This is a genomic window from Prevotella sp. E13-27 (assembly GCF_023217965.1).
Taxonomy (GTDB): Bacteria; Bacteroidota; Bacteroidia; order Bacteroidales; family Bacteroidaceae; genus Prevotella.
Map to the genome: position 1 here is coordinate 338,850 of NZ_JALPSC010000002.1, position 23,646 is coordinate 362,495.

Here is a 23,646-nt window from a genome sequence, read left to right on the forward strand (position 1 = left end):
AATAGCATTGAAGGCTTGACCATGCGGTCAAGCCTTCAGTGTTCTCATTGCATTTAATACTGCCAGTACTGTTACGCCTACATCAGCAAAGACAGCCATCCACATTGTTGCCATTCCGAAGGTGGCAAGGATGAGTACCGCAATCTTTATTCCAATAGCCATACCCACGTTCTGGCGTGCTATTGCCAGCGTGCGTCGTGCAATAGCTATGGCAGTAGCAATCTTCGATGGTTTGTCGTCCATGAGTACCACATCGGCAGCTTCTATTGCAGCATCGCTACCCAAAGCGCCCATAGCAATGCCCACATCAGCACGAGCCAATACTGGCGCATCGTTTATGCCATCGCCAACGAAGGCGAGGTAGCTGTCGGCAGGTTTCTCTTGTATGAGACGCTCTACATGTGCGACCTTGTCGGCAGGCAGTAACTCGCTGTGCGCCTCAGTCACTCCTAAATGCTGAGCTACGTCATCGCCCACGGCTTTACGATCGCCTGTGAGCATCACCGTCTTTGCAACGCCAAGTTCTTTCAGTCTGGAGATAGCTTCAGCGCTGTCTTCCTTAACTTGGTCATTAATGACTATATGACCAGCATACTCTCCGTCGATAGCAACATGGATTATGGTGCCCACATGATGACATTGGTGCCATCGCGCACCTATGCTGTCCATCATTCGAGTGTTGCCTACACAGACAACTTTGCCCTCTACGCATGCACGGATGCCATGACCGGCAATCTCTTCGACATCTGTAACCTTGCATCCATCACTGGCTTCATCGGGAAAGGCTGCTCGTAGCGCAGCACCTATGGGGTTGGTGGAGTAGTGCTCCACATGGGCGGCAAGATGTAACAGTTGAGAAGCGAGTGGTGACAGACGTGATGTTTCTGTCTTCGGCTCCCCGTTATCGTGCGGGTGAACAGCACTTACGGCGAATACTCCGCGTGTTAGCGTTCCTGTCTTGTCGAATACGACAGTATGGATTTTGGCCAGCACATCCATGTACTGTGATCCTTTGATAAGTATGCCTTTTTTTGAGGCACCGCCTATGCCGCCGAAGAATGTAAGGGGCACGCTGATAACAAGTGCACAAGGGCATGATACTACAAGGAACAACAGGGCGCGATAGACCCAAGTGTAGAGTGCTTCGCTAAATGATGAATGATAAATGGTAAATGATACCAACGGTGGTACTATTGCTAATGCCAATGCAGCGAACACCACGATTGGGGTATAGATACGGGCAAAGCGAGTTATGAATGCTTCGCTCTTGGACTTCTGTCCTGTAGCGTTCTCTACAAGATTGAGAATCTTTGATACGGTACTGTCACCAAAGGTCTTTGTCGTTCTTACTTTTAACAGTCCGCTTGTGTTGACACAGCCCGAAATAACTTCATCGTCAGCCATTACCTCGCGTGGCAGACTCTCGCCGGTCAGTGCCACAGTGTTGAGCGACGATTGTCCTTCGATAATGATTCCGTCAAGAGGCACTTTCTCGCCAGGCTTAATAATAATGGTACTGCCAAGAGCCACTTTCTCTGGTGCTACATCGTTCTGCTCGTTACCGTTCATTACGTGAGCAATGTCTGGACGCAGGTCCATCAGGTGGGCAATGCTGTCGCGACTCTTGCCTTCAGCATAACCTTCAAACAATTCTCCAATCTGGAAGAACAGCATTACAAAGACTGCTTCTAAGTATTCTGTCTCAGCGCCAGGCAGAAAACCTATGAAAAGTGCGCCGAGTGTTGCAATTGACATGAGGAAATGTTCGTTGAAAGCGTCGCCGTGGAGCAGTCCTTCGCCTCCTTCCTTCAGAGTGTCATGACCTATCAGTAGGTATGGCACAAGATAAACAAACAACAACTGCCAATTGTTCAGTTCCAGATAGTTCTCTACTGCCCAAGCTGCTACGAGTAGCACTATAGTCGCCGCAATTATGATTAGCTGACTTTTCTGATTGTGCTCATGATGATGTTCATGCTCATGATGATGTTCATGACAGCAGCATTCATGTTCATTGTTGTGTTGATGTTCGTGTGACATTTCTTCTTTTGCTTTAGTTCTTTATACTGCTGCAAAAGTAGAACAAAAAGAATGCAACTCAGTTGCAAAAGACTACAAAGTGTGAATCTTTGCAACTGAGTTGCACAAATATACTATTCCCACTCAATTGTTGCAGGTGGTTTTGACGAGATGTCATAGCAAACGCGATTCACTCCGCGTACCTTATTTATTATCTCGTTAGACACTTTTGCCATGAAGTCATAGGGTAGGTGAGCCCAGTCGGCTGTCATAGCATCGGTTGATGTTACGGCACGCAAAGCAACAGGATGTTCGTATGTGCGCTCATCGCCCATAACACCTACGGAACGGACGGTAGAAAGCAGTACCGTGCCAGCCTGCCATATCTGGTCGTAGAGTGAAACCTCTATCTCGCCATCCTCCATCTGTGCAGGTACTCCAGCTGCCAATACCTTACGTGCTTCCTCACCGCTCAGTTTAACTTTATACTCGCGAAGTCCTCGGATATAAATGTCATCGGCATCTTGCAGAATGCGAACTTTCTCTGGCGTGATATCACCAAGTATACGCACAGCAAGACCTGGACCAGGGAAGGGGTGACGTGTGATGAGGTGCTCTGGCATACCTAACTGGCGACCTACGCGGCGTACCTCGTCTTTGAACAGCCACTTCAGTGGCTCACATAGCTGGAGATTCATCTCCTTTGGCAGTCCGCCTACGTTGTGGTGGCTCTTGATGACCTTACCTGTTATGTTGAGGCTCTCAATGCGGTCTGGATAGATGGTTCCCTGAGCCAGCCACTTAGCATCGGTAATCTTTTTTGCTTCAGCATTGAACACCTCTACGAAGTCGCGACCAATAATCTTGCGCTTCTGCTCTGGATCGGTGATGCCGGCAAGATCACCGAAGAATTTCTCGCTTGCATCAACGCCGATAACGTTCAGACCAAGAACCTTGTAGTCTTCCATGACCTGCGTGAACTCGTTCTTGCGTAGCATACCGTGGTCAACGAAGATACATGTCAGACGGTCGCCGATGGCTTCGTTCAGAAGTACGGCAGCCACGCTTGAGTCAACACCGCCAGAGAGTCCGAGGATTACACGGTCTTGTCCAAGTTGACCTTTAAGTTCTGCCACCGTTGTGTCAACAAACGATGCAGCGCTCCACTCTTGCTTACTTCCGCAGATGTCAACAACAAAGTTCTTCAGGAGCTGTGTACCCTGAATAGTGTGGAAAACCTCCGGATGGAACTGTACAGCCCAAATGCCAGTTGAGAGTTGAGAGTTGAGAGTTGAGAGTTTTGTGTCAGGAGCACACCAGAATGCAGCGTTCTTTACATCTTTTGTAGAACCAATAACCTCAAAGTCATTTGGGATTGAGGTGATGGTGTCACCATGACTCATCCATACCTGTGAGTTTGGTTCAAAGCCCTTGAACAGAGGGTTGGTAGTGTCAACGGTCTGCAGGTGGGCACGACCATACTCGCGGCTGTCAGCCTTTTCAACCTTGCCGCCAAGTGTGTGCGAGATGAACTGTGCTCCGTAGCAGATACCCAATACAGGAAGGCGACCTACGAACTGGCTCAAGTCAACCTTGAACGCCTCGGGGTCGTGAACCGAGTAGGGAGAACCGCTCAGTATGACTCCAATCACTGTTGGGTCATCTTTGGGGAACTTGTTGTACGGAAGAATCTCGCAGAAGGTGTCCAGTTCGCGCACGCGACGACCAATGAGCTGCGTGGTCTGCGAACCGAAATCAAGAATGATAATCTTCTGTTGCATGAATATGAATTGTGGTTTAATTGTATGCACTCCAATAAAACGCCGCGAAATTACAAATAAAAAACGACACTACCAAAGGTAATGCCATTTTTTTCATTCATGTATTGTAGTGAAATATGTCCTTGTCATTATTTCCCAACAGCACGCACGCTCATACCGTAATATCTTGACTCTGATCTCATAACCGTGTTGTCTTTCGATACATAGAAATGACTTTTTGCTAAGTCTGAACTGTAGCTATCAACTGACGATGACCAATAGAACCCTACTTCTCCTTTGCTGTATTCCTTCTCACCGCAATAACCTGAGGCGGGAAGGAAAATTGAATTGCCGTTGAGTTTGCTCTTAAAGATGGCGCCTTTTACACCATTTCCAACAATCCATCTCAGTGTAGTGTTGTCAAGAAGTTCCTTTATATTAGCTGATGTTGGCATACAATAGTTGTTGTTGCTTGCGTAGGCTGCATCATCATCTAAGTCGAGTTCTGTCTTGTTATCTGGAGTTGTGCCTGAAGCCAAATATCGGCTGTCGCTGCAGTATTTCGTAAGTGTGTATTGAGTTCCATTGCACCATTTGTAATTCGACCATGTGAATTTTTTGTTAGCTTTATCTCCTTCTGTTTCCCCCCAGGCAAAATATTTGCCGTAGCCTTCAGGATTATTAGCACCAATGTTGCAACAACACCATTTTTTGCCGCTGGGAAGTCCAAGATCTATCAAGTGTGGATGATTTCCGTCAGGGCAGACGTTCAGCGATTCGGATTCGACGGTCGGATCATTGTTAGTAACATCATCCTTGTCATCACTGCTACATGCGATAAAGCCGTTAGTTAACGAGAACATGGCTATCATGCTCATTACTTTTGAAAAAGACATTTTCTTCATAGTTTTAAATCTTTAATATATCATTTTGTTTGGTTGTACCTTCTTTTCGAAAACATACAAAAAGAAAACGTGAGCAATTACTTCGCTTACGTTCTTGAGGTATCGCCAAACACCTAACCCACTTATACGAGTAAAAGCCCACGCCAAAGGCGTGAGCATCTCAACTTTTACTCTTGTGGGTTCTTTTAAATTGGCGATTTTCAAGAACAAGAATTAAAGCGGACGCTTCTTAGTTAATATGTCTTTCTTTTTTCGTTATGTCATATTGTCAATGTTTATAATGCTGCAAATATAGCGTTTTTTTTATTTGTGTCCAAATATCTGTATAAAAAAATGTTCCTCAAATTACAATCAGCTTTTTATAAAGCCTGTATGAACTGTTCCGCTTCTGACAGCGTGTCAATTTTTCCGACATCCATTAGTCGGAGGTCTTTCATCTCTTTGCCCATGAAGGCGCATTGGTGACAGTACTTCAGATAGAAGTCTATGATGCCGAAACGCACGGGCATCTCTTGAAACAATGGAAATACATGTGGCGAGATGATGTGTATGCCAGAGAATGCCAACTGTTTCAGTTCCGATGGATTGAGGGCAGGGTAAGGACTGCGTATCTCGCCTGTCTCAATGTTCGTCCATCCGTCGAGAATCATCTCTTCATCGAAGAGCAGGTAACGCTTTGTCTTACGCCAACTGACCATCAGCAATGCATCGACATTAAACTGCTGAGCCTCGTCGTAAATTGCTGTAAGGTCTATGTTACTCAGTATATCGACATTATGAATGAGAATGGGACTCTGAGAATCGAAAAGCGGCAAGGCCTTCTTGATGCCTCCACCTGTCTCCAGTAGCATCTCTGTTTCGTCACTTATGCGTATGTCTATATCGAAATTGTTGTTTGCTTTCAGGTAGTCAACTATTTGCTGTGCAAAGTGATGCACGTTGATGACTATGCGCTCGAATCCTGCAGTCTTTAGCTTTTGTATAACATGCCACAGCAAGGGCTGTCCTCCTACAGGTACCAATGCCTTTGGCATAGTGTCTGTGAGCGGCTTCAGACGAGTGCCAAGCCCAGCTGCAAAAATCATTGCCTGCTTCATTCGTTACTCTTTTTGCGGTAGATAATAATGCCGAGTATCACAAGGATGATTACGGCAGCGATTTCAAGCCATTGATTATTCATAAGCGTAGCTATGTTAGGTTTTGCCTTGCAAAGGTACGATTAAGTGAGCACAAAACAAAGAAATACTTTCTTTTTTTGTCGAATGTTAGTACTTTCGACGAAGTCAAAGGTATAAATAAGTGAGCGAAATTGCAAATTTCTTTGGCTTTTTGCTTGGTTAATCGTACCTTTGCACCCATGTTTGTAGTAATGATGACACTTTTTGCCATAGTAGTAGTGGGCTATTTGGCTGGAAAACTGGAATATATGGGCGGCAGCTTTGATAAGCGACTGTCGAAACTTGTTATTGATATTACTTGTCCTGCATTGATTCTTTCTTCTGCAATGACAGGCGACCTGCCAGACCGCAGGCTGATTCTTCCTTTACTGCTTATCAGCACCATAACATATATAATACTTGCAGTTGTGGCAATATTCTTGCCTCGCTACATAACGAAGAAAAAGACTGACGAAGGAGTCATAGGCTTTGCACTGATGTTTGGCAATGTTGGCTTCATGGGCTATCCTGTTGTAGCTTCCATCTTCGGCCACGAAGCAATATTCTATGCCGCTGTACTCAATGTTGTCAACACCTTTGCCGTTTTCACTATTGGTACTATGCTTGTTGTTGGCGACAATGGCGAGTCGCTACAGACGGAAGAGCACCGCTCGCGCTTTCAGAAGAAGGTCCTTTACAGCACTCCTATGCTTGCAGCCTATATCACTATGCTTATCGTAGCGTTGGGAATAGATAATATTCCGTCAGCTATCAGTCAGCCATTGACTATGATTGGCAACATCACAGTGCCTGCTGCCCTGCTCATCATTGGTTCGTCTATGTCGAACCTTCCGCTGCGTGCATTGTTGGGCAATGCCACTGTTTTTATTACATCACTCCTGCGTTTAGCAATTCTTCCTGTAGGCATTCACTATTTGTTCGTGGAATTAGGCTGGTTCTCTCCTTTGGTAGTGAACATAAACACGTTAGTAATTGCAATGCCTGTGGCAACCTATGGAACTATCCTCTGTTTGCGTCACGGCAAAGACACATCGCTTATCACGGAGGTGACGTTCGTTACTACCATTCTCTCCATGATAACAATACCATTGCTGGTGACGCTGTTGTTTTAGTTATCTTACTATTACCTTTCGTCCTTCCTTTATATAAAGTCCTTTGTGCGTAGGCATGCTGCTATAACGACAGCCGCATAGATCATAAATAAAGGGAGATGAAATATTGTAGCTTTCGAGTTGCTTGATGTCCGTTTCGTCTGAATAGATGTCTTGGTTTGATAGCTGTATGCCCCCCATGAGTTGTGCTTCGGTGATGTCGGCAACCAAAGAGTTTAGGTAGTGTTCCAAGTTACTATATCCGTCACTGGTTATCGCCTGACCATCTGATGCATTGTTTTTGTTCAGTCCATTGGCTTCTTCCCACTCATCGGGCATGCCGTCTTGATCAGTATCGTTAGGGGTGGGGAGCGATGTAAGTGTAGGCCATGCCTGCCAGTCGGCAGGAGCATTGGCAGGACGATTGTCTTCCTGTGAATCAATGATACCAGGACAATCTCCGCTTGCATTTCCTGTGTATGATGCTACACCATTTCGTGTATCACTGACCATCAGTTCGTCTAACCAGTCGCGGTGAAGTGATGCGCCAGCATAAGCTAACACACGCTCGTAGGCTTGTTCAGCAGAATGAGTGGTAACGCTTTGGAAATGAATTGGCAGATTAACACGCATTGTGTCCTTTGTGGCTTGCGTATAAGTTCCATCATTGCCGTTTGCATCTATTTGGTTATACATACCGTAGGTCCAGTTGTCATTCGTTACAGAATTGTATTTTGAGTTTACGTTGCCATTGACATAGTATTTTCCCCAGACATGCCACATGACATCCCACTGATTGGGTGAGCTGGTGTCATGCTTGGTGTATTCCGATGTGCGGATGTTGATGCTGGCAATGCGCTGTTGAATGGTTGTGCTGCGCTTGGCGGTACCAGGCCCTGGTTTATAATAATTGTTTACAATGTTCACTTTCATGCCTTCACCACCATAGCACCCATTGCCGCACCAGTTATATATAACATTGTTGCGCATATCCATCTGTTCGCGCGTCTGGGTACTCGGACGTGGCCCAAGTCTTGGCGTGCGTGAATCATGATGGACTAACAGGTTGTGATGGTAAGATGCGCCTGCGCCTCCCCAGTTTCCTCCATAACCATGATTGCCTTTCGAATGGCCTGATGCTCTAAGACTTTGTGAGGCGATACACCATTGTACAGTAAGGTTCTCCATGCCATAGACTGATAGACATTCATCAATGCTCCAACTTACTGAACAGTGGTCTATGATTACATTCTTTTTGTCCATACCTCCAAGTCCATCACCTTCATGGGCTGAAGCGTTGTCTTTAAGTGCCTTGTTGCCTAAACGAAAGCGCAGGAAGCGGATAATAACATTGTTGGCAGAAACCACGAAAGGATAGTCGGCAATACAGATACCGTCACCAGGTGCTGACTGACCAGCAATTGTCACATTGTCTTTACTGAGCTTTAGTTCTGATGTAAGGTGAATTGTTCCGCTTACATCAAAAACGATGGTACGTTTCTTGTTTTGATTACAGGCATAGCGGAAGGTTCCTTTCTGTGTCCCGTCTTCCAAAGTTGTGACGTGAATGACTTCACCTCCACGTCCACCTGTTGTGAACATGCCAAAGCCTTCGGCACCAGGGAAAGCTGGCGTTTGGGCAGCTATACTGTTAGACAGAAAAGCGAAAAGAATAGAGAATAGACTCTTCAGAATGCACTTCATGATGACATCATTGTTTTAATTGTTCGGCAAAGATACGGATTTTGTTATATATAATAGGTGTAATTATTGATAAATCATGTGGTAAACATTGCTTAGCGTGTAATGATTTAAAAAACAGGCACACTATCTTTGTGTCGATAGTGTGCCTGTAGAAAGAGAATTCTATATCTTAACCGTTATTTCCACCATTTTTTTGCGCCCAAATCATCTTCAGCTAAGGTAGCCTTAATTTTGAAGTTGCCTTTTGCAGGGTCTTGCCAAAGGTCGGTCTCACTCATGCCAAGTGACTCGATACCACTGATACCGTAAGTCTTGGCGGCCTCACCTTCACCTATAGAAGTCCAGTCAAAGTTGGTGCGGAAAGCACTGGATACGTTTGGCGTAACATCCTGTGGATTCAGGAAAATAGAACCATTTGTACCAGCCTTAAAGGTCTGTACAGTCTCGCCGTCGCAATCCTTCGTCATCATTGATGGTCCAAACAAGCTCTTTTCAATATTGATTGTAACTTCGTTGGAATTGCCGTTGAAGCGGAGAAGTGGAGTGTTGGCATTAGCTTTTGTCTCAATAGGAGCGTAGCAGAACGTACAGTTGCGTATATTGAACGAAATGGCGCTTGCTGTTGCACGAAGGTCGCAAGCCATCACAACGTTTGTTACAGTACAGTTCTTCATCGTTACGCTGCGGAAGTCGGCAGCCTTGTTTGAGGTAGTAACAATACCCTGATCGCCAATACCGTTGATGGTACATCCGTCAAAATATACGTGATGAATAGCATCGTTGGCATTCTGGGCGCGTACTACAGCACGGTAGCCTTCGATGAGGCAGTTCTTGAAGACGATAGAATCAAGAGTTGAGTTCGTGCCGTTCTCGTTGAATACCTGACGTCCGCCGAATCCTTTCTCCGTACATGTCTCAACGGGAAGGTCGGCAATTGCCTTGTCGCTGTAGAAATCTATGTCGATAAACTGCAACTTTGCCACGTTTGCATCCTTTCCCTTTACAAGAGTCATACCTCCACTGCTGATGAAACGAGCATTTCCGCCAAGGGTAGGACCTGTTACAAAGGTAACCGACTTGTCGAAGGTCAGCGTGTTATTTACTTTGTAATCCTGTTCACCGCGCAGAATAACGGTAATACCTTCTTTCAGCATAGCCTGGAAATCAGCACTCTTCAATGTATCTTTAGCTTGGTCTTCATCCCAGTCGCGTATATCAATGTAGTTACCTGCACCGTATTTTGTGTCAAAATCGGTGGGCTCCTTCGTTGTAGCCGTCATCTTTCCCTTATAGGTGTCATTGTTGAACGTCGTTGTGCTGTTGTATGTCTTGAACACATATGATGTTGAGTTCTTCAAACCATAAATGTCCATCTGTCCTGCAGCATAGTCGGTCTTACTTACCTTAATTGTCTGAACAGCATCGGCAACACCGTCTTCAAATACAAGAATACATTTGATGGTGTCATTACTGGTAGCATCCCAAGTCAGTCTTGCAGCAGCGTCGATGGTCTTAACATTTGACAGAATAGAAGGGTAGGTTATTGACACATCGCTCGTCTGGTAGTACATGGAGGATTTGTCGCCAGCTATTCCTTTAATCTTTACCATATACTTCTCATCCCATGCAAGTGATTTGAAAGTATAGGTAGTTGACGATGTGCGTGCTTCCTGAACCTGTGTGTAGTTAGGATTGCCGTTTTCGTCTGTAGAAGTGACAGAGTAAAGTTCCAACACATATTCGCTAGTGCCAGTAATTGACTTCCAAGTGACAAGCAGGTCATTGCCAGTAGCACTTACTGAAGCGATAGGACGGAACAGACGCGAAGCGGTGTTGTTGTCATCGTCGTCCTTACAACTGGTTACCGCAAAAGTTGTGGCAGCCAGTAGCGTCATTGCTATGATTTTATTCAGTTTCATAAATGGATTGTTCTTTATTGTGATTACTTGTTACGAATAGCATAACCATCGTTTGACAGTACACCGCCTGAAGAAGCAATACGTGTCTTGGGGATGGGGAATACGTAAGGAGTTACTTTTGCACGAAGCTCAGCAGGTTTGAAGTTGAATGTCTTTCCGTTGACATACTCGCTTGTTAGACCGAAGAAACTTGCAGCGACTTTCTCGCTCAATCCAAACTTCTTTGGAGTAAAGCTTGTTCCGTCGGCTTGCTTTTCTTCACTGATGAACTTATCGGTCAGTGTAACATAATAAGTTCCAGGAATTGATGCACCAACGCCGGCAGCTTTAATAACATCGTCAGACAGTGTTGTGGCTTCCTTGTAAGGAGATATGCTACGATCTATGTATGTGTTGTAATCGTTCTCGAAGACAACCTTTCCTGCTGTGTAGCTGTAGTACAAACGTGGAGCAATTCCCATGTCAACGATAGGCAATGTCTTGTCCTGCAGCAGGTCATCGTCGAGCTGGTTGTAGTTCTTGGCAACCTTCAGCGTCCATTCAATCAAATCAACGATAGCATCACTATAGTAGTTCCAGCGTATGAGGTCGAACTTACGAATATTCTCGCCACCAAACTCCCAAGCACGCTCGTTACGAATAGCCTTCATGAAGTCAGCTGTTGTCAGTCCGTCAACATAGGTGTCAACCTTGGCTGTCTTGTTGGCTGAGTTGGTGAACGCACGCTCACGAATCTTCTTCAGATAAGTCTTGGCATTAGCCATGTCGCCAATCTGGAAGTAAGCTTCTGACATGAGTAGAAGAGCGTCGGCATAGCGCATCACAGGCCAGTTGATACCTGTTCCCTTGCTGGCAACGTTGGTCACTGAGAGATCCATGCGGCACCACTTAGCTGGCTGAATGCCCTCACCATCCTGTGCTGCCTGTGTGTCGTCTGTGATGTACTTGTAGTTCGTGCAAGTAACATCGCGGCGCTGGTCATCCTTGTCGAATGAGCAAGCATAGTATGGAGTCAGGTTGGTGTAGGTTTTGCCAGCACCACGACTGCCACCATCAACGCTCAGACCATGACACCAGCCAATGTCGCCACCTGAATTAGGCGTGAATCCCATCTCGAAGAGCACATCACCATCACCGGGGTTGCAACCATTGATTTCGTTGTCGAATATAGCCTTGAAGTTGGTGTCCAGTGTATGAGATGTCTGTGCCTCAAGTACCTTTCCGAAATTGATGGCCAACTGATAGTAGTCGGCAGGTGTTGTAGCTGTCACGCTGTTACCATTGATGTCGGTATAGGTAACCTGATATTCCTCTGATGTCTTGTCGCAAAGCTTCATTGTGCCGTCAGCCTGCATGGAATAGCCGGCGCGGAACATGGCCAGACGCATAATCATACCCAGAGCAAAGTCTTTATTCATGCGCTCTACAGATACATCCTTTGCAGTCTGCATTTCTGGATATACTTTAATCAAATCCTTAATCAGATGGGTGTAGATGATGTTCTTGTCTGTACGTGGGTCATTGTGCATGTCATCCTTCGTGGTTGGTGTAGTAGCGAATGGCACGTCAGCCCAGAAGTTACAGAACAGCCAGTACCAATATGCACGCAGGCAGTATGCCTCGCCGTGCAGCTGTTTCATGTCTTTATTGCCGCTCTTGTACATATCGGCAGCTTCGATACCTACTATGCACTGGTTTGCGAAATCGATAGCTTTCAATGTGTTGTCCCAGCAGGTCTGAATATCAGAAAACTCTATCATGTTCAGTCCCCAAACGCTTCGACGGTCGCCCTTCTCTGCATTTTCTGTGTCAATCCATCCTATTTCGACATCGGTGTTCTGCATCCAGTTGGTGCTCATACGTGAGGTGTATGAGTCTTCGCAGAAGTAAGAATAGACGTGGTCTATCATTTTTCGTGCATCCGTTGGGTTGGAGCACAGATAGTCGAGGTTGTCGGTTGAAAGGTCTTCTGTGTCAAGCGCATCTTCGCAGGCAGTGAATCCCAGTCCGGCAACGAAAGTAAGAATATATATTAATTTCTTTTTCATAAGATTCGTTGTTTTTTAGAATGAAACGTTTACACCAGCAGTCCAAGAGAACGATCTTGGGTAAGCAGAGAAGTCTGCACCAGGTGTCATGCCATTTGCCTTGCTGCCACGTAGTGAAGAGTTTACTTCTGGGTCGTAGCCGCTGTAGTTGGTCAGGCAGAACACGTTGTTCAGTGTGCAGTAGAGGCGCAGTTGGTTGCAAGCAAACTTCTGTATCCAAGCCTTCGGGAATGTGAATCCGAGTGTCAGGGTTTGCAGGCGCAGGAACGAACCGTCCTCAATAGCATAGTCAGTAGCAACGGGGTTGTTGTCAGATATTGTCAGAGGTGACCACATCGTTGCGTTAGCATTCATGGTCTTCAGGGTGTTGTAGTCTGTAACAATCTCTCCTGTTGACTGATCCATATATGTGAATGCCTTACCACCCATTGTGACTGGAGTCATGTCAGTACGCAGAGCGGCACCCTTTTGTGAACGATAGAACTGTGAAGCCAGCATCTTGTCCACATTGTAAACGTCGTTGCCTACAACATAGGTGAAGTTGGCTGAGAGGTCAAACCACTTGTATGTAGCGTTCAGACCGAAGCCACCTTGGAATTTAGGCTGTGTGCGACCAATGATGGTGCGGTCCTTGTTTGTGATTTCACCGTCACCGTCCAAGTCCTTCAGTTTCATAGCACCCGGACGCAGGCCAGCGTTTGAACCTGCGGTAGAGTAGGTGTTCTTCACTACGCCGTCTTTCAGCACATAGTTGCTACCTTCCATAACGAACTGTGTGTTACCGCTTGCGTCAGTAGTTGTCTTGAAGTCATCAACGGTATAGAAACCGTCTGTCTGGAAGCCCCAAACCAGTCCGAGAGGCTCGCCTACGATTACGCGATAGTCATCGCGGTCTTTCATGTCTGTACCGACAGCGTTTGAGAATGCCTGCATATAGGTCTGTCCGTCAGCCAGATTGTCAACTTTGTTCTTGTTGAAGCCGATGTTGAAGTTCACGTTCAGCGAGTAGTCTTTGTGCTGCAGGATTACTCCGTTCAGTGTCAACTCAATACCACGGTTAGAGGTTTGGCCAATGTTCTGCTGCATCTCGGTATAGCCGATAGCGGTGATAGGAGCTGTTACGAGCAGGTCTTTTACAGTGTTCCAGTAGAAGTCCAAGCTACCAGAGAGGCGCTCCTTAAAGAAGCCGAAGTCAATACCCACGTTACGTGTAATAGTGGTCTCCCACTTCAGGTCTGGGTTAGCCAACTGGCTGTTGTTCAGTGTGTAGTGTGCGTTCTGCTGATTGCCTGCACCATAGTATTTTGTGCTTGAATAAGCCTTATATGTGGTCTCATACATAGCATCGCCGATACGGTTGTTACCAGCAGTACCATAAGATACGCGGAACTTCAGGTTACTCATCACGTTCTGCAAAGGAGCAGCAAATGGCTCTTCCAGAACACGCCATGCAAGAGCGGCTGCAGGGAAGTAGCCCCAGCGGTTGCCTTCTGAGAATTTCGAGCTACCGTCGGCACGCATAGTTAATGTGAGCAGGTAGCGGTCCATGAGTGTGTAGTTCACTCGTCCGAAGTAAGAGATTGTGCGGTCTTCCTTGCCGAGTGATGATGAAATGGTCTGTGAGCCCTGGGCATGCGAGTTCGACTGCATGCTGGCAAACATCTTCTCAGGCTTAATATCCTCTTGGAAGTACATACCTACCATTTTGTTCTCTTCTTTGTTGGTAGCAACATACTCCTGACCTGCCATTACGGTGAAGTCATGAATCTTGTTTATTTTCTGCTTCCATGTCAAGGTCTGTGTCTCACGCCCCTTCCAAGTATCTCTCTTTGTCCATTCGCCAACAGGCAGCTCACCGCCATCTTTGAATGCCTTGCTGCTGTACTTGCTGTACCAGTCTTTCTGCTGGAAGAATGCCTGGTCATAACCACCTTCTAAGCGATAGGTGAAGTGCTTGTTGATATTCCAAGTAATGCCGGCATTGAAGTTGTAACGGCGTTCGTTCTTACGGCGCCAGTAGTCGTTTACCTGGTCTTTCATTGTACGTGTGGCTTTCAGCCATTCCTGATAGTCCTCATCGCTCATCATGCTGGTATCTACATCGTCATCGCCAGCATAGAGCACGTTGATAGGAGCCTTCATTATGGCATCGTATGAACGAATCTTATATGTGCCGCCGCCAGTACCCATTCCTTGTGTCTCTGTGTCAGAGATACGTGCTCCGAAGTCTAGTTTCAGGCCTTTGTAGAGCTCATGGTTCAATTTGAAGTTAAGGTTATAGCGGTCATATCCGTTGCCTTCCATCAGGCTCTTGTCTGATGCATAGGTTCCACTCAGTGTGAACTTTGTTTTGTCTGTACCGCCTGCAACGCTTACGTTGTGAGAGTGTGACAGTTCGTTGTTGTTAAACATCTCTTTCTGCCAGTCAATACCATCGTATTGCTTGTATAGCTCCAGGTCTTCGAATGCACCATAGCGAGACTCGAAGTCATTAATCTGAGAAGTTCCGCGAATAGCTGCTTTCTCATAGTTCAGCATAGCAAACTCGTAAGGTGACATTGTGTCAATCTTCTTTCTGATGCTCTTCTGCTGTATGTAGCCGTTATAGTTGACTGTCGTCTTGCCGCTCTTGGCACCCTTGGTAGTAATAAGGATAACACCGTTAGCACCCTGAGAACCGTAGATGGCTGTTGAAGCAGCGTCCTTCAGTACTGTGATGTCCTCAATGTCGCTTGGAGAGATGTCGCTCATTGTTGATGCGGGGAATCCGTCGATAATGTACAGAGGCGTGTTGTCACCTGTGATAGAACCGCCGCCACGCACCTTGATAACCATTTCTGCGTCAGGAGAACCGTCAGTAGCTGTGATTTGCACACCTGCAAGCTTACCTGTCAGTGCTTCAGCAACATTGGTTACAGGAACTTTTGCAATATCTGCGCCTTTCACTGTGTTTACAGCTCCCGTCAAGTCCTTCTTGCGTACTGTGCCGTAACCGATTACCACCACGTCGTTAAGTGTGGTGTTATCTTCTTCAAGTACCACGCTGATTGATGCTTTTCCTTTTGGGTCAACGGTCTTCGTCTTCATTCCCAGATAGGAGATGACGATAGGGTTCTTTCCAGTCAGCTTGATTGTAAAGTTACCATCGAAGTCGGTGACACCACCGTTGCGTGTGCCTTTCTCCAGCACACTTGCGCCGATGACTCCTTCACCGCTTGAGTCTTTCACGTTGACCTTTACGGTCTGCGCTGTTATGCTGCCCACAAAAAGGAGAAGGGCAAGCACAAGCGCCGTTCGCATACTCTTTAGTTTTAGTGACATAAATTAAAGTTTTGAGTTAATAATATTATTAGTTTCTTTTAGCTTGTTTTGGTAAAACTGCGCAAATTTACGAAAAAGTATTTAAATAATTGCTCATTTTTAATGAAAAAGTAAACGGAATCTTAAAAAATGGACAAAAAAATGGCAGACACGACTTTGTGCCCGCCATTTTGAACAATTCTATCAGTCAGTTTTTATCTGATGACTTTCTTTCCGTTAATGATGTTGATACCCTTTTGAGGTGCGTTGATGCGCTGTCCGCTGATGTTGTAGATGTTTCCATCCTTAGCTTTCAGAGCCTCAGGGTTGATTAAGTGGATAATAGTGGTCTCCTCTTTTACAGCAGCTGCCTTGCCGAATCCACCACGCTGGTTAGCAGAACGGATGGTGAATGTGTCGCCATCTTCCTTTGTGCCTACCTCAACAGAAGTGCCCTCGGTTATTGCTACCAGCACGTCGTTCTTGAATACTGCGTAAGCTGTTGCGCCGTTTACTGCTGTCCACTGAATCTTGCCAGTAGCCAGCTCTGCGTCGCTTGGAGCAGCCACCTGTGTAGCTTCTGCCTTGGCTGTTGCAGCCCAGTCGCCGAGCACGTTCTCGATAGAGTAGGTCTCCAGTGCTGTCGCATCGAGGATGGTGTTTATTGTGGTATTCTCCTTTGTGAAGGTCACTGTGTTCGAAGCAGGCGTGATGTTCTCACCAGCAGCATTCTTTGTGCCATATTCGCCAGCAACGCTGTAGTCGCAGTTGATACCTGAGAGGTTCCAACGTGTAGAAACCAGACGGTCTGGGTCGAGCAGGGTAGTGTTCAGATATACGCATACTGGATGGTCGCTCCATGCACGGCCGAGGTTATAGGTGTTGGCATTGTTCTCGATGGTGCAGTTGTTGAACACATACAACTCTGAGTTTGCTGTTACGGTGGCGCTGCCGCGAACCTCGTTCACCAGCTTCACGCTGTCGTAGTAAACCTTACCGTTACCGCAGAGGTAGTCAACTGTTCCGTGGAGCTCGCCGCCCTCGAAGTAGTAGAGGCCGCCCACCTTGTGAGAATAGTAGGTGTCCTGATATGACAGCAGGAACACGTTCTTGCATACGGTCTTTGTGCCAGTATCGTGGAGCGATGCTGCACGTCCGTCATTACCACCGTAAGAGAAGTTGTTCTTCAGCGAGATGTCCTGCATGTAGAGGCCTTCGCCAGTGTTCTTCAGCAGGTCGGCCTTGTCGAGTCCTTCTTCTACAGGCTTGGTTGTGATGATGGTGTTCTCTGCGCTCTGGCCAATGAGTGACACGTTCTTACCAGAGATGATGGTCTTAACTGTGTTGCCCAGGTCGTAAGTGCCGTTTGGCAGGAATACCTTTGCACCTTCAATGCCCTTTGCCACCTCGATAGCGTCGAGCAGACTGCTGGCGTCGCTGTTCTTCACAATGATCCAGTCGCCCTGCTTGATGAAGTTAGGCTCGCTGGTGTTGAATACGGTGATGCCGTGCATATAGACTGCGCCTGTAGAGTTGATGGTCAGCGTAAGTGTGCCTTCCTCACCTTCGTAGTCGAATGAACCTGAGCCGCCGTCGTTCTGAGCCACTGCGCTGATTTCTGCGCCGTTGCTTGCAGAGATGGTAGCTCCTTCCTTAGAATACTGGCAGAGCGTGAAGTTGATGGTAGCCTTCTTGCCTACGAGCAGCTCAATCTTGTCGCCGTTGTTGAATGCCCATCCGTGGTTGTTGTGGTAGTGACCGCTGCCTACAGAGTTGAAGCCTTCGTGGTCTTCATCGAAGAAGTTGGCGTTAGTCAGGTCATACACATACTTGCGGCTGTTGCTTGGCACCTCAATCTCGGTCTCTACTGCATAGAGGGTAGCATTGGCAGTAACTACGTCTGTGGTAGCATACTTCGCTCCAACATAGTTCTGCTTGAACCATCCGCGAGCCTTGTAGCCGTCTTTCGTAGCCTGGACGTTGGCAATGTCGTAAGCGAACTCGCCGATAGCTGCGTCTTCCTCAACAGTCTGCTTTGTCAGCTCGCTGCCGTCAACAGCCAGATAGGTCAGTGTGTAGTCGGGCTTCTGAATGATGTTCAGCACGTAGTCCTGGCTTACCTCTCCTGCAGTCATCGGGATGGTGACCTTGCAGCTTGTCTCCGTTCCTTCGTAGGTGATGGTTCCAATTTCGCCGCTGGCAGCCGTTACGTCGGTGAGCGGATTCTCGGCGCTTACCATTGCAACGCTCTTCGACAGCTTCAGCGTGGCTTCGAAGTCGTCGGCAAAGAAGTCGTCGGCAGCATACTCATAGCCGTTGATCTTGAACGATGCGAGGATAGGAAGTGCTTTCTCTTCTCCGCTCAACGTACCGTTGATGATGATCTCAGAGAAGCCTACGTGCTTGTCTGGGTCGAGGCTGTACAGGTTGATCTGCAGTCCGCATGCGCCGTCGCTGGCCTTTGCACCAACTTCATAGCTGAACTCGCTCACGTTTGGCGTTGCATTGTCGCGTAGAGGCTGCTCGGCTGTAGCAAGCGATACGAGTGTGCCGTCGCTGTTCTTCCAAGCAATGTCGAGCTTACCGCCATTTGTTCCGTAACGGGTACTCTTGAACGATACGTTTGTGGGAGTAAACGTCAGGCCGGGCTTCGGCGTGATGATGAAGTTGATGGCGTTGCCGTCGTTAGCCTTGCTGTCTTTTGCTGCAACGTTGAACCAAGTCTGGTTCAGCCCCTTGTTGTCCTTGCCTTCGAGGATGACACCCTCGCCGTGGGTCACCTTGCTGTTCAGGAAGTAGTCGCCATTAGTGAATGTGGCTGTCTGTCCCTCAGTACCCAGATTGAATGGGAATGTAGCTGTAACAGGCTCGTTGTCGAGCACTACAGCACCCTGAGGAGCCTTCTGCAGCACCTTAATGGCATAGAGATATGCTGTCGAAGTAGGTATGATTTCTACGTATCCCTTTGTGGCATCGTTTGCCTTTGCGGTATATTCGAATTCGTTCTTGCCTGTTGCGTCCTCACCGCCTACGGTGTAGTTCGACTGTCCTGGATAGCTTACTACTGCAACAATGTCGCCAGCGTTCTTCACAGGAATCTGTAGCGTGGTGTTCACATTGAACTGTGCATAGCCGCTGGCGTTGTACTGCAGCTTGCCGCCTTCAGAGATGACGGTCATCTCAATGCCTTCCACATCGGAAGCAACCTTCTCGGTCTTTGTGCCCTGAATGTTCACGTCAACGATTGTAGCTGGCACTTTGTTCTGGAAGTCCCATGTAGCCACTACATCTTTTGCTATTTCAGGCTCTTCGTCCTCGTTCTGCGTCACAGAAATCGAGATGAGATACTGTCCCTTGTTCACAATCTCCACATAGCCCTGAGCCACGTCGGCTGCTTTTGCTGTGTAGCTGGTTGTTGCAGTTTCAGCATCAACGCCTGCGATAGAGTAGGCGAAGTAGCCAGGGAAGCCTTCCACGGTCACAACGTCTTTCTTGCCCTGTACGGGAACCTTGAACACAACGCCGTCGCCGGTCTGTATGCTGTTGCCATTGTCGCGGATAGTCTGTCCGTTGGCTTCAACGGTCATTTTCAGTCCGTTGCTGGTGATGTCAATGCTGTTGTTCGTTCCGCTGATGGAAACAGCGGCAGTGGCTGCTTCAGAACTGCCTGAGAAATCCCATTTTGCCGTCTTGGGGAAGGTAGGAGCTTCTATTTCCTCATTGAACTGTGTGGGATAGATCTGATAAGCGTTGTTATATACAGCGCCGAAGCCTGTGATTTCGTACTTCGTGCCTGCGGTAAGAGTCTCTGTGCTGAGGTTGAAGTTGTTGCGTGCAGTAAACTCTGTGTCGCCCACCTTGAAGGTGAGGTTCTTTCCGTCTGCTGAAACAAACTCGGCATTCTGGATGGTACACATCTTGTTGAGGTGGCTGGACAGCTGGTCAACGGTGATAGTAGCGATGTCAATCGTCATTGTTCCTTCCTGTTTCACGGCATTGACGTCGGCTGCGTTGACAGCAATCTCAGGAAGTCCGTTGTAGGTATAGAGCTTACCAGCGAGTGAGCCGTTGTAGATAGCTCCCTGCTCCAGTCCCAGGCTACTGCCGTAGAGCAGCATGTCGCCGTCGCGTGGGCTGTGGATATAGGTGTAGCTGCCGTTCACGTAGGTCACGCAGATTCCTGTGAAGGTGTACTCAATGTCAGTCTTTGTGGCTGTGATCTCTTCCAGCATCTTCGCAATGCTGGTATAGCTCTTGACATCCTTCACTGTCAGCGTGTAGCTGGCGCTGCTGGGCTTGTAGGTGTCGTTGCCTGCAAATTCCACCTTGATGGTGGTGGTGCCGGCTGCCAGCAGACTGATGGTATTCGTCTCTGTATTGATGGTGGCTACGGTCTTATCGCTGCTGTCCCAGGTGAGTGTGGCATCGGTAATCACGTTACCTTCGCCAGCAACCAGTGCTGCTGAGGGAAGAGAGAGCGATGCACCAACGTTACCAGTGGTGGCATGGTCGCCCAGCGAAATGTTGGTAGCGGTACGTGTGTCGCTGGCATCACCATAGTTAATGACAATCTGTGTGATTTGAACCTGTACGCTTGAGGTGTTGGCATTGCCAATGACGAATGCCCTGCCATTGATGGCATAGACACCGTCTTCTCCTTCCACTGTGTTACCGTCTACGGCTACATAGGCGTTGCTGTAGCTTGAGCTTACGTAGGTGATAGCAATGCTGCTGATCGTCTTTCCTGACAGGTTCTGCACGGTAATGGTGTTACCTCCATCTTTATGTCCGTAAAGGCGGATATTACCAGCTTTGTTCAGGCCTGGCATATTGCTTGCCGCACCTTTGTCGGCAATGACGTTCCATTCTGTTGCGTCAAGGCCTAATAGTGCTGCGTCGTTTTCACCAGTCATGTTAGTAGTCGAGCCACTGTACATCATGGTGACTTCATCTGCAAACGCGCTCCCACAGAGCATCATAAGGAGGCTCATGAGGGTTAACCTTAGTAATTTGTACTTCATAATGTTTTAGTTTTTTAATTGTTGTATATTTGAAAAATAGTTTTAGCAGTATTTGGGGGCAAAGGTAATAAAAGATTTTCTTTCCACCTATTTATTCTTGGAAAAAAGTTGGGGTAGGGGTCTCGTTTTTTTAATTGTGAATTGTGAAACTGTGAAAGACCCAGGGAACTCGGTGGGAGTCTCTGGGCCATTCTGTGCTGTCGGCATGATTGCTGCCAGTGGGTTGTTATGCCGCCTGCTTGCGCTTGAGGTATTCCTTGGTCTTGTGGTAGATGCCGAGCTCGTCGCGAGTGATGTAGCCACGCAGCTCCCACATGCAGAGCATCTGGGTGGGGTTGGGACTCTTCTTGTGCTCGCGGATGCGCTGGTTCTGGGCATCCTCGAAGGTGAAGGTGTCGTGAAGCTGGTCGAGCATGTTCTTCGGACCGCGTGTGCGAACTACCTCGCCTTCCATCTGCTTGCGCATGGTTTCGCCAAAGAAGTGCATCTTGCACCACATGTCGTACTTCAGCGACCACATGGCGAAGTTTTCTATCTCTTTCGACCACTTGCCCTCGGCTATGTAGAGCACCATTGCGCGAAGCCAGGCGCTGACCACAGCACGATAGGACAGCTTCTCGTATTCCTCGTCGTCGCAGAGCCATGCTATGTCCTTTACTTCTCTGTCCATACATGTGATAAGTCGCTGAGCCTGAGGTGTATCGATAACGCCTGTTGCAGCGTTTAATCGGTCTATGTATGGCTTTAGATTGGCTGCATGCTGGTCGTCGTAGATGCCGTGAATGGGCATAGCCATTCCTCGATAGGTGATGATGGTTGAGAACGACAATCGCGACAGAGTGCCGTCGGCAATCATGGGATGGAAGAACTGCTGACCTCGCTGAATGGTGGTTGAGGCATTGTAGTTCATGCGCAGTTGAGGGCATCCTGTCACGCTCTGAATACCTACTCGTGCCTGACCGTAGGGAGCACAGTCGTAGGCCAGTCGGAACAGCTTGCCAACGTTCTTCTTGCCGTTAACGCTAATCTGGTCGAACAGCTCAACCTCGTCCAGCTGGTAGTAGAGGAAGTGGCCCTGTGCATCCTGCAGCTTCTGAACCAATGCGGCATTTGTTATGTCGCTGGGCAGAATCTGTACGATGAGACCTTCAGGACGCTGGGGCTTCTGCTTGTTTGCACCCAGCGAACGGCACTCTTCCTTCCACTCTTCCTCGCGACGCATGTTCTCTTCGTCACGCGCCTTGATGTCGGCCATGATTGGCTCGCAGACACGGTTCACACACGACTTGCCGCTCGACATAGGGGCCATGCAGTTCTGCATGAATGTGGCCTCGTGCAGGGTGTGGTCGGCATAGGGAAACTGAACCTTGAACAGGTGGACGCCAAGGGCAGGGAAGAGTCCCATGGCTGAGGCTGGCTTATATACATCGGGCTCCTTACTTATCATCAGCTTGATTGACTTGGGCAGACGGCGAGGCATCTGTGGTGGCACATCGCCCAGCACTTCCTCTGTGGTCAGCGTCTTGTCCTTCTCGCCAGTCATGCTCTCTGCATAGATGGCACGCAGGCGCTGGTTCATGGGCGCGTTCATCTTGGTATAGCTGTTGTAGAAGTCGCTCACCAGTCGCTGGCAGTCCTGCTCCTTGGCATAGTTGGGCATTTTCTCGCTCAGTACGGCCATCAGCTCGCCTTGCGACATCAGTCGGCAGATGCCCACGCTCAGTATGCTTACCAGCGTGTTGTGCCAGTTATACACGCCTATCTGGTCTATGTCCTTCAGCTTCAGTCCAGCCTCCTCAAGACAGAGGTCGAATATGCGCAGATTGCGCTCAGAGGGCGCTGATACTTCTGAGTAATCAGAATTTTCTGAATACTGTGTATTAGCTGGTTCTGACACAATCTTCACTTCCCGCTGCTTGCAGAGCTCCTCTTCATCAATATAGAGAAGGTACGCTCGAGGGGCGAGAAACGAACAGCGGGCATAGTCCTTCACAGAGCCGTCGTAGCTGCTGTCGCCCAGCTGCTCTGACATCCACTTCTGAGCCTGTGCAAGGTTCATGCCTTGGGGCATCTCGAAGATGAGACGCAGGCCCTCGGTAGAGGGTGTTACGTGGGCCATGACGATGCCCAGCTCGCTGCAGCGTTCCTTCACAATGGCGTTGAAATAGCCGCGAGGGTCGGACATATGGTCTATGTCATACATTGACAGTCCTGAGGGCACAGCCGACTTGTTCTGTCGCTGGCCGTCGGTGAAGGTGGCGTGGGGAGTGATGACTGGCAACAGCTTCTTCTTGTCGCGCTTGTAGGCTTCGAAGTCGTTGCGGCTCATCTCGCCACGTTTCACCTGCTCGAGGGCATCTTCTATGTCAGCGCAAATTTGAGCTGTGATGTCAGAGTCCATAGCAGCATAGAGGTTCTCAAGTGTGCAGGGCGTTACGCTGCTCTTAACGCTTGGGGCAAAGCCCATCATGGTAGTGTGTTTCTCCATTTCCATTGTAATTTCTGTTTCGTTTTTCATTGAGTTTAAATTTAAGTTGTTAATAAATTTTTTGTTTTCTTGCAGCCTTCTGCGAGGGCGCCTTCTCGCTCGGTTTGCTCTGCAAAGTTACTATAATAAAATAAGGTATAGGCTTGAATATCAAAGAAATGCATCTTCGGAAGAATTTCGGAAGATGCATGGAAGATGTCGGAAAACGATTGG

At 47.9% G+C, this 23,646-nt stretch carries 11 protein-coding genes; 1 reads left to right on the forward strand and 10 read right to left on the reverse strand.

Features of this window, described 5'->3' with window-relative positions; translation table 11 throughout:
• Positions 1-27 precede the first annotated feature (27 nt).
• The 4 genes from M1L52_RS10355 to M1L52_RS10370 form a co-directional block, all read right to left on the reverse strand.
• Positions 28-2,040 carry a heavy metal translocating P-type ATPase gene (locus tag M1L52_RS10355; protein ID WP_248614921.1) on the reverse strand — a complete coding sequence of 671 codons (2,013 nt, stop codon included), beginning with the start codon at positions 2,038-2,040 and terminating at the stop codon, positions 28-30.
• A 113-nt stretch (positions 2,041-2,153) separates the two neighbouring features.
• Positions 2,154-3,800, reverse strand: coding sequence for a glutamine-hydrolyzing GMP synthase (guaA, locus tag M1L52_RS10360; protein WP_248614922.1), 1,647 nt, complete (start codon positions 3,798-3,800; stop codon positions 2,154-2,156).
• A gap of 128 nt (positions 3,801-3,928) precedes the next feature.
• Complete coding sequence (locus M1L52_RS10365; protein ID WP_248614923.1) at positions 3,929-4,684, reverse strand: hypothetical protein; 756 nt, start codon at positions 4,682-4,684, stop codon at positions 3,929-3,931.
• Between the two features lie 359 nt (positions 4,685-5,043).
• On the reverse strand, positions 5,044-5,781 hold the full coding sequence (locus tag M1L52_RS10370; RefSeq protein WP_248614924.1) for a nucleotidyltransferase family protein: 738 nt from the start codon (positions 5,779-5,781) through the stop codon (positions 5,044-5,046).
• A 272-nt stretch (positions 5,782-6,053) separates the two neighbouring features.
• Here M1L52_RS10370 and M1L52_RS10375 point away from each other — a divergent pair, with 272 nt between their 5' ends.
• On the forward strand, positions 6,054-6,974 hold the full coding sequence (locus M1L52_RS10375; protein WP_248614925.1) for an AEC family transporter: 921 nt from the start codon (positions 6,054-6,056) through the stop codon (positions 6,972-6,974).
• On the opposite strand, the gene M1L52_RS10380 is transcribed toward M1L52_RS10375, so the two are convergent.
• The 6 genes from M1L52_RS10380 to M1L52_RS10405 all read right to left on the reverse strand — a co-directional run bounded on the left by M1L52_RS10380 (position 6,975) and on the right by M1L52_RS10405 (position 23,463).
• Positions 6,975-8,657 carry a polysaccharide lyase family 1 protein gene (locus M1L52_RS10380; RefSeq protein ID WP_248614926.1) on the reverse strand — a complete coding sequence of 561 codons (1,683 nt, stop codon included), beginning with the start codon at positions 8,655-8,657 and terminating at the stop codon, positions 6,975-6,977.
• Between the two features lie 176 nt (positions 8,658-8,833).
• The gene (locus M1L52_RS10385; protein ID WP_248614927.1) at positions 8,834-10,576 is read right to left on the reverse strand and encodes a DUF5123 domain-containing protein; all 1,743 of its coding nucleotides are present in this window, start codon (positions 10,574-10,576) and stop codon (positions 8,834-8,836) included.
• Positions 10,577-10,599: 23 nt separating this feature from the next.
• Positions 10,600-12,624: a RagB/SusD family nutrient uptake outer membrane protein gene (locus tag M1L52_RS10390; protein WP_248614928.1), complete on the reverse strand. Its 2,025-nt coding sequence runs from the start codon at positions 12,622-12,624 to the stop codon at positions 10,600-10,602.
• A gap of 15 nt (positions 12,625-12,639) precedes the next feature.
• The gene (locus M1L52_RS10395; RefSeq protein ID WP_248614929.1) at positions 12,640-15,945 is read right to left on the reverse strand and encodes a SusC/RagA family TonB-linked outer membrane protein; all 3,306 of its coding nucleotides are present in this window, start codon (positions 15,943-15,945) and stop codon (positions 12,640-12,642) included.
• Positions 15,946-16,139: 194 nt separating this feature from the next.
• On the reverse strand, positions 16,140-20,945 hold the full coding sequence (locus M1L52_RS10400) for an InlB B-repeat-containing protein (protein WP_248614930.1): 4,806 nt from the start codon (positions 20,943-20,945) through the stop codon (positions 16,140-16,142).
• A 226-nt stretch (positions 20,946-21,171) separates the two neighbouring features.
• Positions 21,172-23,463 carry a BT4734/BF3469 family protein gene (locus M1L52_RS10405; RefSeq protein ID WP_248614931.1) on the reverse strand — a complete coding sequence of 764 codons (2,292 nt, stop codon included), beginning with the start codon at positions 23,461-23,463 and terminating at the stop codon, positions 21,172-21,174.
• Positions 23,464-23,646 lie beyond the last annotated feature (183 nt).